The following is a 14095-nucleotide window of genomic DNA, read 5'->3' as shown; positions in this document are numbered from 1 at the left end:
ATACAGCTCAGCTAAGGTAAGGCTAATACAGCTAAGGACTCCACTGAACCCCACCGATTAAATCGCACCTTCCTTAGTATGGAATCGTGAAGCGGTTCACAAAGCATCATCCGCGGCTTATGCGGTGATGCGACAGCTCACTTCACCACGCACATCGGCCGCCCGCAGATCGGATCGGCATGAATCTGCGCATCCACACCAAACACCTGCGCCAGCCGCTCAGGTGTCATCACCTGTTCGGGTGTGCCCTGCGCCACCACCCTGCCCTGCGTCATCATCACCAGCCAGTCACAGTAGCGGCTGGCCTGATTCAGATCGTGCAGTACCGCCACCAGCGTTTTGCCCTGCTGATTCTGCCGGTGCAGCAGCGCCATCAGCTCGACCTGATGGTTGATATCGAGGTAAGTGGTTGGCTCATCGAGCAGCAATAATGGCGTATCCTGCGCCAGTACCATCGCCAGAAAAGCGCGCTGCCGCTGGCCGCCGGAGAGTTCAGTCACGCGTGTATCCGCCAGTTCCGTAACCTGCGCATCGGCCATCGCCTGCTGCACTTTCTGCTGATCATGCTGGCTCAGTTTGCCCCACAGATTCAGCCACGGATTACGGCCATAGCCCACCAGTTCGCGCACCACAATGCCTTCCGGTGCCAGATGCTGTTGCGGCAGCAGGGCCAGCTGTCGCGCCAGCTGACGGCTGGAGAACCGGCTGATTGCCTGTTCACCGAGGCGAATCTCACCGGAAGATGGCGTAATCAGACGGGAAAAGCACTTTAACAGCGTCGATTTTCCGCAGCCATTAGGACCAATCAGTGCAGTGATTTTCCCGGCGGGGATCTGCAGAGAGACGCCGTTCAGCACCGTTTTCGCGCCATAACCGGCATACAGGTTGTCAGTGAAAAGTGGCGTCATCAGCGGTTTCTCATCAGTAGCCAGAAAAAGTAAGGAGCACCAGTCACCGCGGTCAGCACCCCGGCAGGCAGCTCCAGCGGCGGATGCAGCGTACGCGCCAGCACATCGGCCAGCAGCAGGATCAGTGCCCCGGTCAGCATTGCCGCCGGGATCAGCAGGCGATGGCGTCCGCCCACCAGCTTACGCGTCAGGTGCGGCGCGACGAGGCCAATAAAACCAATCGGCCCGCAGCAGGCAACCGCCACCGCCGCCAGTGCCGTCGCCAGCAGCAGTACCTGCAACTGTACGCGTCGCACAGCAATACCCAGCGTTGACGCACTGTCATCGCCCAGCGCCATCACATCGAGATCGCGACAGAACAGCAGACTGAGCGGCATCAGCAGCACCAGTGCAGGTGCCACAACCTGGACAAAATCCCAGCCGCGCCCCCACAGGCTGCCGGTCAGCCACAGCATGGCATTGTTGATTTCCAGCGGATGCGACAGCATCAGATAGTCGGTCAGACTGGCATACAGCGCGGTCAGCGCCACGCCCATCAGCGCCAGCCGTAATGGCGGTGAACGCCCGCACAGCAGATGCAGCAGTACAAACGCCAGCGCACCGCCGGTAAACGCCAGTGGCGGCAGCCACCATACCGCCAGTGCCGGAAACAGCATCAGCGCGCACACCGCCGCCAGTCCGGCAGCGTGGTTAACGCCGAGAATATCCGGCGATGCCAGCGGATTGCGGATCACCCCCTGTACCAGCACGCCGGACAGTGCCAGCGCCGCGCCCACCAGCATCGCCAGCAGCGCACGCGGCAGACGATAGTTGATCAGGGCAAAATGCTGGCTGTCATCCGGCTGCAGCGCGCGCCACATCTGCGGCAGCTCCAGGGTCTGTACGCCATAACGTAACGATAAAGCAAAGGCTATCAGCAGCAGTGCCAGCAGCAGAGTCAAACGAACGGTTTTCACAGATACCTCCGCACCAGCCAGACAAAGCACGGTGCGCCAGTCAGCGCCAGCACCACCCCGGCGGGCAGTTCACCCGGCCAGGCGAGCACCCGCGCCAGCAGATCGGCCAGCAGCATCAGTGAAGCGCCAAACAGCATGCTGACCGGCAGCATACGGCGCAGGTCATACCCTGCCCAGGCACGCGCCATATGCGGAACCAGCAGACCAATAAACGCCACCGGACCGGCGACACTGACACAGGCGCCGACCAGCAGCAGAACCAGCAAATTGATCAGCAGGCGCAGGCGCGGCAGATTGACGCCAAGGCTGTGTGCGCTCTCATCACTGACCTGCAACAAATTAAGGCGGCTGGCGAGCAGCAGGCAGAGCGGCGCAATCAGCAGCGGGAACGGCAACAGATGCCAGAATTCCGGCCAGCGCACATGTGCCACGCCACCGGCCAGCCAGTTGAGAATACCGTAGGCGTGATCTTCCGACAGAATCAGCGTCGCTTTGGTCAGCGCCACACAGAGTGCCGACACCGCCACCCCGGCGAGGATCAGACGGCTGCGATCCCCCGCCAGCTGCCAGCCACCACCGAGCAGCATTACCGCGCCCCAGCTGATACCGCCGCCGATGGCCGCTACCAGCGCGATGCTGTAGCCGGAGAACAGTGCCGGACTGAGCGCGCTAGTCAGCACCATCGCCAGCGAAGCACCCGCATTGATGCCAAACAGTGACGGCGATGCCAGCGGGTTACGCGTCAGCGTCTGCAACAGGCAGCCCGCCAGCGCCAGGCTTGCCCCCAGCAACATAGCGACCAGACTGCGTGGCAGGCGTAAATTCCACACCAGCGTCTGCGCCAGCGTGGCGGGTTTGCCGGGCAGTAAGGCGTGCAGCGCTTCCAGCGCCCCGGTGGGCACCGCGGCGCGACAAAACAGCGTCAGCCAGAAGCTGATCGCCAGCAGCAAAAGTGGCGCGAGCCAGCGCCAGACACCTCTTCTCATGGCGCTGCGTGGGTTGCCTGCTTATGCATAATCGCCACCAGCTCAGCACCAATTTTCTCTGCCGCCGCCAGTCCGCGCATCCGCGCCCAGGTGTTGCTGTCGACTGACGCGATCTGCTGCTGTTGCGCCGCCTGCAGCACCTGCCACAGCGGGTCCTGCTGCCACTGACGCACAATACTTTCGTCACGATAGTGCGCCACCAGCAGCCACTGCGGATTGATCGCCAGCAACTGCTCCAGACTGATATTCGCCAGTGCCTGCTGACCGACTGGCGCAGGCACCTCCAGCCCCAGCGCGGTTAACACACTGCCGGTATAGGAGTCGCGAGTATGCAGATTAAACTGCTGTTCGCGTGAGGTGCCAAACACCACCTTTACGCCCTGCGGCAGCTGACGCGCGAAGTCCTGCATCCGCTGATGATGCAGTTGCAGACGCTGCTGCATCTGCGCATCTTTACCCAGCACCTTGCCAATAATCGCGGCTGACTGCAGGTTCTCCGCATAGGTTTCATTGCGTGACTGCAGCAGCAAAGTCGGCGCAATCACTTTCAGTTGGCTGTAGATGCCACGGTGACGGCTGCTGTCAGCAATAATCAGATCCGGTTTCAGTGCCGCAATCGCCTCCAGACTCGGCTGCGAGCGCGTGCCGACCGACTGCCATGGCGCAATACGCTGGCGCACTTCCGGCAGAATGCGCTGTACGTCATTGTCATCGGCGACGCCCACCGGACTGACATCCACCGCAGCCAGCGCATCGACAAACGACAGCTCCAGTACCACCACCCGCGCTGGCGTGCTGTTCAGCGTAAAACTGCCCTGCTGATCCTGTACGGTTACCGCCTGTGCGGAGAGCACACCAGACATCACTGCGCCGATCGCCAGCGCCATTCGCATTAAATACGTCATACCTGCTCCTGGAAAAAAACAGCGGGCATCAGAATTTCACTGAGCCCTGCAGGTACACCGTGCGTGGCTGACCGGCATAAATACCTTTGTTATTGTCATCGAAGGAACGGGTGAAGTAGTGATGGTCAAAGATATTCTTCACGCCTACCGCGAGGTTAAGATGTGCCATCTCCGGGCCAAATTCATAGCCTGCGCGCGCGCCCCACAGCATAAAGCCCGGAATACGTCCGGTGCTGCCATCTGCACTCTCTGCGCGGGTGTTGGCGTTATCGGCAAACTGGCCGGACTGGTATTCACTGTTCAGGTTGAAGCGCCAGTTACCCGGGGTGTAATCCAGTCCCAGCACACCTTTGTGTTTCGAGGAGAATGGCACCTGATTGCCGTAGTTATCACCCTGTTCGCGGATCACCGCGTTGACATAGGTATAGCTGGCGTAGGCAGAGACATCGTCCAGCGCCGGTGACAGTGTCGACAGGTCATAACGCAGCTGGCTCTCCAGTCCGCTGTGGCGGGTTTTACCGCGCGCGTACACGTCGTCGGTAGTCTGGTTAGAGTCATACTGGTTGTTAAAGTTAATCAGGAACAGCCCGCCTTCCGCCTGCACATCACCGTTATCAAAGCGCGTACCCAGTTCCCAGGTACGGGCTTTTTCCGGTTCGATGCTGCGGCTGTCCACTGCTTTACCAATCTGGCTGTACTGCACCGCGCCGAAGGAACCTTCGGTGTTGGCATACAGGTTCCAGGCATCGGTCAGGTGATACACCACATTCAGTGCCGGCAGCGGCGCGTTGTAGCTGATCTCCTGTTGTGTCTCTTTGACAAAGTTATTCTGGTACGACTCGATATGCTCATAACGCATACCCGGCGTAATGGTCCAGTTGCCGATATCAATGCGGTCATCAATGTACCAAGCGTGCGCCTGAGTGCCGGACTGGGTATCGCGGTCCACTTCGCTGTTACCCGAAGGCAGCACACCGCTGCTGGCGAGGCTGATATAGCGCAGCTCATGGGTCGATTCGCTGACGTAACGGTAACCGACACCCACTTCGTGCGCGGAATCGCCCCAGTTAAAGCTCTGGCTGTAGCGCGGCTCAATACCGCGTACCCAGTATTCGCGTGGTGACAGCGTCAGGTTTTTGCCCTGATCGAGATAGCCGCTGCGCAGGGTATAGGTGTAGAAGCCCTGAATATTGAATTTATGCTGCTGGTCCGGCTGGAACTGATAACCGAGGCTGGCTAACTGACGACGGCCCCAGAACTCATCATACGGCCGGGTTGACTGGAAGCGGTCAGCATCATAATCCGCACGCGACAGGCCACCCGCCATCTCTGCGCGACCTTCGTAATACTGCAGCAGGCTGTTAAAGGTGTGTACCTCGTTCGGCGCATAGCGCGTTTTCAGCATCACATCATCGATTTTAGTTGAGCTGTGCTCGCGCCAGTCGCTACCACGGGTGCCTGAGTAAAGTAATGCCGCACCAAAGCCATTATCGGCGGTGCCACCGACCAGCAGGTTGCTGGTGCCTTTCGGATGATCCTGGTTGGAACCGGGACTCAGCAGCCCTTCCCCCCCGGCTTCAATGGCGAAATCCTGCGGTATCGCGCGGGTAACAAAGTTGACCACGCCGCCGACACTCTGCGGTCCATAACGCACCGCACCGCCGCCACGCACCACGTCAACCGCATCCATATTGCCGAGCGACACTGGCGCCAGCGACAGCTGCGGCTGACCATAAGGGGCAAATGGCACCGGGATACCGTCCATCAGCACCGTGGAACGGCTGGCCAGACGCGGGTTGAGACCGCGAATACCAAAGTTCATCGCCATATCATGGCTGCCGGTGCCGTTATTTTCCGGTGCATTGACGCCCGGAATACGGTTCAGCGCTTCACGCATGGTGATGGCACCGTTTTTGACAAAATCGTCGCGGCGCAACACGTCACGCGCACCGGGATGCTCGAACACATCGTTTTCACGCGCATCCGCCAGCCAGTCGCCGACCACGGTTAAAGTTGCACCGTCCGCCGCACGGTTTTCGCTGGCGGGTGTCAGGGTGAAGGTATTGTCGCCCAGCGCTTTCGCCCGCAGTCCGCTGCCGCTCAGCAGGGTATTCAGACCCGCTTCCGCACTGTACTGACCCTGCAATCCCGGGCTGTGCTTGCCGCGCGTCAGTGTCGCATCGACCGACAGACTGATCCCCGCCTGGGCAGCAAACTGATTGAGTGCCTGATCGAGATCGCCCGCCGCAATCTGATAGCTCGCCTGCGAACTGGCGGCCAGCACGACTGCTGGTGCCAGCAACGCGGCAGGAAGTAATGCACAGTGAATGGCCAGCGCCAGAGGTGTTGTTTTGCTAAACGCGCGCAGCGTGCGCACAGATAAACCGGACATACCGTCTCCCCAAAGATGGTGTTTTTTGCTGTGTTACTGAAGGAGTCGGATGAGAAAGAAAAAGGGACAAATGAAAATGCGATTTTTTATTATTTTTTTCGCACTGGCTGTCAGACCGCGCCCACCCTGACCCAGTAGCGGGTCAGCGTCTGCACATTCACCGGCAGTGTCTGTGCCAGTAAACGCAGTGCGCGGTCAGTATCATTGAGCGGGAAAGTGCCGCTGACACGCAGATTTGCCACGGCATCATCACAGCTGAGATGTCCCTGACGATAACGCGCCAGCTCGGCGATCACGTCGCCCAGCGGCTGATCGCTGACACTCAGCACGCCACGCAGCCAGCTGTTGCTGCCTGCGGCGACCGGCGTCAGCGGGCCAAAATCATCTGCACTGAAACGCACTGCCTGCCCGGCGTCCACACGCAGTAAGCGTTCAGGTTGTGCCGCCAGACGGATTTCCACCGCATGCTGCAATACCGACAGCTGGGTGGCCGCGCCAAGTTCACGCACCACAAACTCGGTTCCCAGTGCCCGCAGCGTGCCCTGCGCGGTTTCGACCAGGAAAGGACGCGGATCACGGGCGGTGGTAATACTGATTTCCCCCTGATGCAAACGAATCAGGCGCTGCTGCGCGGAGAAACGAATATCGGCGGCGCTGGCGGTATTCAGCGCCAGCTGCGAACCATCCTCCAGCCGCAGGGTTTTAATCTCACCCGTTGCCGTACGGCTGTCGGCACGCAGCCCCTGCCCGGTCGGTGACTGCCACAATGTCCAGCCACCACCGACACCCAGCAGCAGACAAAGGCCTTTCAGCACCCGGCGACGCGTCAGTTGCGCCTGCTGATGGGCATGGTTCAGCGTCTGATAGCCGAAATTGCCCGGCATACTTTGCAGCTGTCCCTGCAACGCCTCGACCCGCTGCCAGGCCCAGCGATGATCTTCATGCTGCTGATACCACTGCAGCCACTTCTCATTTTGCTGCGGCGTAACCTCATCCGCACCAAGCGTGGCAAACCATTGCGCCGCCATCTTTAGCGCCAGACGCTGGTAATCACTGAGGGTGGAGGAACTCACGGCATCAGCTCTGTTCGAGGCTGAACAGCAGGCAGTGTTCAGTGGCTTTCGCCATATACTTTTTCACCGAACTGACCGACACCTGTAATCGTTCAGCGATCTGCGCATAGGTCAGCCCTTCCAGCTGCGCCAGCAAAAATGCCTGACGCATTTTATCGCCGAGACCATCGAGCATCGCATCAATCTGTTGCAGGGTTTCCAGCCAGCAGTGGCGCTGTTCGGGTGAAGGCGCATGCTGTTCCGGCAGCAATGCCAGCATATCGAGATACGCCCGCTCCAGCGCATTACGGCGGAAAAAATCCACCATCACCCGCTGGGCCACAGTACAGAGAAAGGATTTTGGTTCGCGGATTTGGCTGGCGCTGTCGCCCGCCAGAATGCGAATAAAGGTGTCCTGCGCCAGATCTTCCGCGTCGCTGGCGGAACCCAGTTTTGCGCGCAGCCAGTTTTTCAGCCAGCGGTGATGCGCGCTGTAGAGGTGCGCAAAGTCACCCGCAGAGGAAGTGGCAGCAAGTGTCGACATATCAGGTTACATCACCAGACGGAAAATTAACCGGGGAGATGATAGTTGATAATGGTTATCACTACAATAACCATTCTTACTTACTGTTGTGCTTCACGCGGCAGCTTAAATCCGTGCCTCACGCCGTGCCAGCCATAACTGGGCACACTGTTCCGCCAGCGCCAGTGTGGGATCAATCGCTTGCGCCAGCAGCGGCGACGCCACGGCGTCCAGCGCCAGCGGCACTTCCGTGCAGGCCAGCACCAGCGTCTCCGCCCCGCGATCGAGCAGCGCCTGCGCCTGCAGGTTCAGCAGTTCGCCCCCCGCGCGCAGCTCACCGCGTTTCACCGCATAGCTACCCGGCACAAACCACTGCTGCAGCTCCTGCGCCGTCGGCAGCACACTGGTGCTGCCAATCGTCGCAAAACGCTGCTGGAACCAGCCGGCATCCAGTGTGCCCTGGGTGGCGATCAGCCCGACACGCGCCGGTTTGCTTTCCAGCGCCGCCAGCGTGGCATCGGCGATATGCAGTAATGGCGCGGCACTGTGCTGCGCCAGTTCGTCATACCAGTGATGCGCGGTATTGCAGGCGATAACGATATGGCTGACGCCAACCCGGTTCAGTTGCTCCACACCGTGCAGCAGTTGCGGCAACGGCGAAGGCCCGCGACCGGCCAGCGCGTCCTGGCGATCGGCAATCTGCGGCACATTCCACGCTACATGCGGGATCTGCTGCTGGTCGCGGCTGGCGGGCGTAGCGCGCAGCAGTTTAGCCATGAGGTCAAGGGTTGCCAGTGGCCCCATACCGCCAAGAATACCCAGCAGAAACGGCTGGCTCATGAGGACAGCGAATCCGCAATCACCTGACGATAGCCAAACAGCCCGGCAGCACCGCCAGTGTGGATAAACACCACATTTTCACCCTTGCGGAAATGGCCCTGACGGATCAGATCAATCAGCCCGGCGAAGCCTTTGCCGGAGTAAACCGGGTCCAGCAGAATGCCTTCATGCTGTGCCAGCAGCTGCAGCGCCTCCAGCATGCCGCTGGTCGGTAAACCATAGCCATCACCCACGTAATCACTGTTCGCCACCACCGCATCGCGCGCCAGTTCACCCGGCACACCCAGCAGTTCGCGGGTCTGCTGCGCCAGACGCCAGACGTTTTGCTCCTGTTTCTCGCGTGGCGCACGCACGCTGATCCCCAGCAGCGGAATGGCGCTGTGGGTCGCACTCAGCCCGGAGATCAGTCCGGCCTGAGTACCTGCACTGCCGGTAGCATGGACAATATGATCAATGCGCAGACGCTGCTGACTGGACTGCCAGAGCAGCTCCTCTGCGCAGGCGACATACCCCAGCGCACCGATGGCATTCGAGCCTCCGCCCGGGATCACGTAAGGTTTATGCCCCTGCGCACGCAGCGTTTCCGCATGCTGCTCCATCGCCTGCTGCATATCGGTGCCAGCCGGCAGATGAGCGATAATCTTGCCGCCCAGCAGGCCATCGAGCAGCACATTGCCCGACTGCTGGTACTCTTCGCCGAGCGTGGTGACGCGCTGTTCAAGGAAAATATGGGTTGGCAGCCCGAGCTTTGCCGCCGCAGCGACCGTCTGGCGCACGTGGTTAGACTGCGTTGCGCCCTGGGTAATGATGATATCCGCCTGCTGGTGCTGTGCATCGCCGAGTAAAAACTCCAGCTTGCGCGTTTTGTTACCACCGGTCGCCAGCCCGGTGCAGTCATCACGTTTGATCCAGATATTGGGGCCATCCAGCAGACGTGAGAGCTGCGTCAGCGCTTCCAGTGGGGTGGGAAAATGGCCGAAAGTGAGACGAGGAAAACGCGCCAGATGCATAATAACTCCTGTGAAATAATCGTGAACCCGCAGCGTAAAACCTGTTTACATAATGTCGTAACGGGCCTGAGTGAATATGCTGGCTACTATATTAATTATTGCGCTGCGCCTTACGACATTTTCCGGCTATGGTTATGAAGAATAAACATAATCGCCGGATAGCTGTTTTATTAACTTTTATTAGTTTTGCGCAAAGTGAAATAAATCGCTGCCGCATATCCCGGACGCAGATAATAGCGAAAATAACCTCATCATCTAACTTAGAAGGAAAGGGTATTTAACAGTTAACGCCCATTCCCTATGCTAAAAAACGCAATAACAGCAGTATGTTAATACCATCTGATACCAGGTAATGCCCTTTGCATCACCTGTTTTCCGTTCAGGAATGAACCTGACTTGCGCATAACCATTATATGGCGGCCACTGATGACAAAAATAAATAGCAAAACCAAACCCCTTGCCTGCGCCAGTCTGTTACTCGCGGCGCTCACTCTGCCTTTATCCGCCAGCGCGGAAGGACAACTGCGTATTGCACAACAATTCGGCATTGTTTATTTACTGCTGAATATTGCGCAGGTCCAGAAATTAATTGAAAAACACGGTAAAGCCGAGGGACTGGATATTCACGTCGATTACCAGCAACTCTCCGGTGGTGCCGCCGTTAATGAAGCGCTGCTTTCCGGTTCGGTGGATATTGCCGGGGGCGGTATTGGTCCGCTGTTTACCCTGTGGGATCGCACCAGAGATCGGCAGAATGTGCGCGCGGTGGTCGCTACCGGCCAGTTCCCCTATTACCTGATCAGCACCAATCCCAAAGTAAAGAGCATTGCCGACTTTACTGACAAAGACCGTATCGCCGTGCCTGCGGTGGGCGTTTCCGTCCAGTCGCGTTTCCTGCAGCAAGCCTCGGCAGAACTGTGGGGCGACAAAGCGTATAACCGCCTCGATAAACTGCAGGTCGCGCTGCCGCATCCCGATGCAACCGCCGCCATTATCAGCAACGGCACAGAAATCAGCGCGCACTTCAGTAACTCGCCATTCCAGGAACAGGCGCTGGCCGCCAACCCCAACGCGCATATCGTGCTGAACTCCTACACCGTGGCGGGTGGTGCCAATACACCGGTGGTGCTGTACACCACCGAGAAATTCCGTCAGGAAAATCCGCGCACCTACCGCGCCTTTGTCAACGCCATTGCCGAGGCGGCAGAGTTTACCGCCCAGCATCCGCAGGAAGCTGCCGATGCCTTTATCCGCGTCAATAACTCGAAGATCGACCGTAAGCTGCTGCTGCAAATTCTGCAAAGCCCGGAAGTGAAATTCACCGTCACACCGAACAACACCCTGTCGCTGGGGCAGTTCCTGTATCGCGTCGGTGCGATTAAACACAACCCGGAGTCGGTGAAGGATTACTTCTTTGATGACCCGCATGTGGCGTCCGGTAGCTGACACCGTTGTGCCCGGTTTCGCGCCGGGCATCACCCGACTGATAAAGAGGAAAACCATGACTTTTCAGCCATCAGACACGCCCGCGCCGCTGCTGCGCGTCAATGAACTGAGTCTGGAATACGCCACCCGCGAACGCCGGGTACGCGCCACCCATAACGTCAGTTTTGAGGTGTTTCCCGCCGACCGCTTTGTGCTGCTCGGCCCTTCGGGCTGCGGCAAGTCGAGCCTGCTGAAAGCCGTCGGCGGATTTCTGCCGCCGCTGAGTGGCGAGATCCTGCTTGATGAGCAGCCAGTGCGTCAGCCTGGCCCGGAGCGGATGATGGTGTTTCAGGAGTTTGATCAGCTGCCACCGTGGAAAACGGTACTGGATAACGTGCAGTTTCCGCTGCGCGTCACCGGCAAACTTTCCGCCGCCGAGGCGCGCGAGCAGGCGCTGCACTATCTCGAAAAAGTCGGACTGGCAGATTTCGCCGATGCCTGGCCGCACACCCTGTCAGGCGGCATGAAAGCGCGCGTGGCGATTGCCCGCGCCCTGGCGATGAAGCCGAAAGTGCTGTTAATGGACGAACCTTTTGCCGCGCTGGATGCACTGACGCGACGCAAAATGCAGCAGGAGCTGCTGGAGCTGTGGGAAGAGGTGCGCTTTACCCTGCTGTTTGTCACCCACTCGATTGAAGAAGCGCTGCTGATTGGCAACCGCATTCTGCTGCTGTCGCCCCATCCAGGGCGGGTTCGCGCGGAACTGAACAGTCACCAGTTCAACCGTGACGAGGAAGGCGGCGAAGAATTTCAGGCTGCCGCACGGCGGATTCATGACCTGCTGTTCCCGCCGTCTACCGCGCCAGCACCTGCGCCGGTACACCGGCCGCAGAGCCAGACCGCGCCCCTCTCTTCTCTGAGCTGATAAAGGTTTTCATGATGAATCAACATCCTCCTGTGCGCCCGGAATACCAGCGCGAACTGGCACCATTAGGCGATATTCCGCTGGAGCAGCCGCTGCCGTGGACACAACGGCTGTGGAATTTCACCCCGCTGCGCAAAACGCTGCTGCTGGTGGTGCTGGCGCTGTTGTGGGAAGCCGGCGCGCGCTGGCAAAACAACGATCTGATGCTGCCCGGTCTGATTCAGGTGGCGCACGCGTTTGTCGATGATATGCGCAGCGGCGAGCTGCCGGCGAAAATCGTCATCTCACTCAGTACGCTGCTGAAAGGGTATCTGATTGGTTCGCTGCTGGCGCTGGTGCTCAGCGCGCTGGCGGTCTCTACCCGACTGGGGCGCGACCTGCTCTCTACCCTGACCGCGATGCTGAATCCGCTGCCCGCTATCGCCCTGCTGCCGCTGGCGCTGTTGTGGTTTGGTCTTGGTACTAACAGCCTGATTTTCGTGCTGATTCACGCCGTGTTATGGCCGATGGCGCTGAATACCTGGTCCGGTTTTCTTGGCGTCAGCGAGACACTGCGCATGACCGGACGCAACTACGGTCTGAGCGGACTGCGCTACGTCTGGTACATTCTGGTGCCCGCGGCCCTGCCGTCGATTCTTGCCGGGCTGAAAATCGGCTGGGCATTCTCATGGCGCACGCTGATTGCCGCCGAACTGGTGTTTGGTGCCTCCAGCGGCCAGGGCGGACTCGGCTGGTATATCTTCCAGAACCGCAATGAACTGTACACCGACCGGGTGTTTGCCGGGCTGGCGTCGGTGATCCTGATCGGCCTGCTGGTGGAAACGCTGGTGTTTGCCACCATCGAGCGTCTGACGATTAAACGCTGGGGCATGCAACGCTAGCTCTGGCCTCCTCTCTGCCCGGCGACATCGTCCGGGCCGGTTTGCTTACTGTAAGGTTCAATTATGCCACTTCTCAGTCATACCTTTTTACGTGACTATCTTTCTCAGCATCTGTTACGGGTTAATGTTGCACCGGAGGTCGCCAGCGTGGTGGCGAATAATCTGGTCGAGGCTTCACTGAAAGGCCACGACTCACACGGCGTGACGCTGCTGCCGCGCTATATCGAGGCAATCCGCGTCGGTGAGCTGAACCCGCAGGCCACCCTGCGCCTGACGCGTGATGAAGGGGCACTGTTATCGTTTCAGGGCGACCGTGGTTTCGGTCAGTTGCTGGGACGTGATGCGATGGTTCACGGTATTGAACGCGCACGCCAGTACGGCGTGGCGGTGGTGGGACTGGCGCAGTCGCATCATCTGGGCCGCATCGGCGCGTTTGCCGAGCAGATTGCCGACGCCGGGCTGATCTCAATTCATTTCGCCAACGTCGCGTCGCGTCCGGTGGTGCTGCCGTTTAATGGCCTGTCGCCACGCTTTGGCACCAACCCTTTCTGCGTCGGTATTCCGGTGACGGATCAGCCGCCACTGGTGCTCGATTTCGCCACCAGCATGATCGCCGGCAATAAAGCGCGTATTGCCTGGAATGAAGGCCGCACCATTCCGCCGGGCTGTGCGGTGGATAACGAAGGCAATCCCACCGAAGATCCGCGCTGGCTGGTGCAGCAACCGTTCGGCTCACTGCTGGCGTTTGGCGGCCACAAAGGTGCCGGACTGGCGCTGGTGTGCAGCCTGCTGGGCGCGGCACTGACCGGTGGCGAAAGTGAACGACTGAAGAAAAGCAAAGGCGCAGGCGTGGTTAACAGTATGCTGTCGCTGATTATCAACCCTGAGCTGCTGGGCGGCGGGCCGGAGTGGCAGCAGGAGCTGATCGCCCAGTTGCAGTGGACGCGTGAAGGTCATGGCGATCGTGATGTGCTGCTGCCCGGTGAAGCGGAGCGTCGTCACCAGCAACAACGGCTGGTGGATGGCATTGACGTCGACGAAGTGAGCTGGCGTCAGTTCCAGGCGCTGGAAAACGCCAGTCGCGCTGAAGTATCCCATTTCTGACCAATTCATGCTGCCAGCGGGCCTGGCAGCCTTATTTTCGCTCCGCCGGTGTAATATCTTTATTATTTATATTAGCGGAGCAACACAATAATAATCTTATATAAGAATACAGATTGGCGGATTCAAGTTCGAAGTGCAACGCTAAGCCGCCTGTCTTAACTCTGCAAAGACCACTGAAGGCTGCCGGA

The 14095-nt window shown here is 59.2% G+C and carries 13 protein-coding genes; 4 read left to right on the top strand and 9 right to left on the bottom strand.

Translation table 11 applies throughout. From position 1 onward, the window contains the following. Positions 1–137: 137 nt before the first annotated feature. The 9 genes from fecE to ACSZO1_RS18230 form a co-directional block, all read right to left on the bottom strand. Positions 138–908, bottom strand: coding sequence for a Fe(3+) dicitrate ABC transporter ATP-binding protein FecE (fecE, locus tag ACSZO1_RS18270; protein ID WP_437615154.1), 771 nt, complete (start codon positions 906–908; stop codon positions 138–140). Further along, complete coding sequence (gene fecD / locus ACSZO1_RS18265) at positions 908–1864, bottom strand: Fe(3+) dicitrate ABC transporter permease subunit FecD (RefSeq protein WP_437615152.1); 957 nt, start codon at positions 1862–1864, stop codon at positions 908–910. The genes fecE and fecD overlap by 1 nt, the downstream gene beginning before the upstream one ends. Next, complete coding sequence (gene fecC, locus ACSZO1_RS18260; protein WP_437615150.1) at positions 1861–2850, bottom strand: iron-dicitrate ABC transporter permease FecC; 990 nt, start codon at positions 2848–2850, stop codon at positions 1861–1863. The genes fecD and fecC overlap by 4 nt, the downstream gene beginning before the upstream one ends. Further along, positions 2847–3755 carry a Fe(3+) dicitrate ABC transporter substrate-binding protein FecB gene (locus tag ACSZO1_RS18255; RefSeq protein WP_437615148.1) on the bottom strand — a complete coding sequence of 303 codons (909 nt, stop codon included), beginning with the start codon at positions 3753–3755 and terminating at the stop codon, positions 2847–2849. The genes fecC and ACSZO1_RS18255 overlap by 4 nt, the downstream gene beginning before the upstream one ends. Before the next feature lie 28 nt (positions 3756–3783). Continuing rightward, positions 3784–6132 (bottom strand): TonB-dependent Fe(3+) dicitrate receptor FecA, encoded by a 2349-nt coding sequence (fecA, locus tag ACSZO1_RS18250; protein ID WP_437615158.1) that lies wholly within the window; start codon positions 6130–6132, stop codon positions 3784–3786. Positions 6133–6257: 125 nt separating this feature from the next. Then, on the bottom strand, positions 6258–7220 hold the full coding sequence (fecR, locus tag ACSZO1_RS18245; protein WP_437615146.1) for a ferric citrate uptake sigma factor regulator FecR: 963 nt from the start codon (positions 7218–7220) through the stop codon (positions 6258–6260). A 4-nt stretch (positions 7221–7224) separates the two neighbouring features. Next, complete coding sequence (fecI, locus tag ACSZO1_RS18240) at positions 7225–7743, bottom strand: ferric citrate uptake sigma factor FecI (protein ID WP_437615144.1); 519 nt, start codon at positions 7741–7743, stop codon at positions 7225–7227. A gap of 105 nt (positions 7744–7848) precedes the next feature. Further along, positions 7849–8562, bottom strand: a complete 714-nt coding sequence (locus ACSZO1_RS18235; RefSeq protein WP_437615142.1) for an aspartate/glutamate racemase family protein — start codon at positions 8560–8562, stop codon at positions 7849–7851. Next, entirely contained in the window at positions 8559–9572 is a 1014-nt protein-coding gene (locus ACSZO1_RS18230; protein ID WP_437615140.1) for a D-cysteine desulfhydrase, read from the bottom strand. The genes ACSZO1_RS18235 and ACSZO1_RS18230 overlap by 4 nt, the downstream gene beginning before the upstream one ends. A 426-nt stretch (positions 9573–9998) precedes the next feature. On the opposite strand from ACSZO1_RS18230, the gene ACSZO1_RS18225 reads away from it, so the two are divergent. The 4 genes from ACSZO1_RS18225 to ACSZO1_RS18210 all read left to right on the top strand — a co-directional run bounded on the left by ACSZO1_RS18225 (position 9999) and on the right by ACSZO1_RS18210 (position 13907). Continuing rightward, entirely contained in the window at positions 9999–11018 is a 1020-nt protein-coding gene (locus ACSZO1_RS18225) for an ABC transporter substrate-binding protein (protein ID WP_437615138.1), read from the top strand. Positions 11019–11073: 55 nt separating this feature from the next. Then, entirely contained in the window at positions 11074–11922 is an 849-nt protein-coding gene (locus ACSZO1_RS18220) for an ABC transporter ATP-binding protein (protein WP_437615156.1), read from the top strand. Between the two features lie 14 nt (positions 11923–11936). Continuing rightward, positions 11937–12803 (top strand): ABC transporter permease, encoded by an 867-nt coding sequence (locus ACSZO1_RS18215; RefSeq protein ID WP_437615136.1) that lies wholly within the window; start codon positions 11937–11939, stop codon positions 12801–12803. A 63-nt stretch (positions 12804–12866) separates the two neighbouring features. Next, positions 12867–13907, top strand: coding sequence for a malate/lactate/ureidoglycolate dehydrogenase (locus ACSZO1_RS18210; RefSeq protein ID WP_437615134.1), 1041 nt, complete (start codon positions 12867–12869; stop codon positions 13905–13907). The last annotated feature ends 188 nt before the right edge of the window (positions 13908–14095 follow it).

The organism is Erwinia sp. V71 (assembly GCF_965644245.1).
Taxonomy (GTDB): domain Bacteria; phylum Pseudomonadota; class Gammaproteobacteria; order Enterobacterales; family Enterobacteriaceae; genus Erwinia.
Note: the sequence above shows the minus strand (reverse complement) of the source record. Positions and strands in the feature narration are given on the sequence as shown.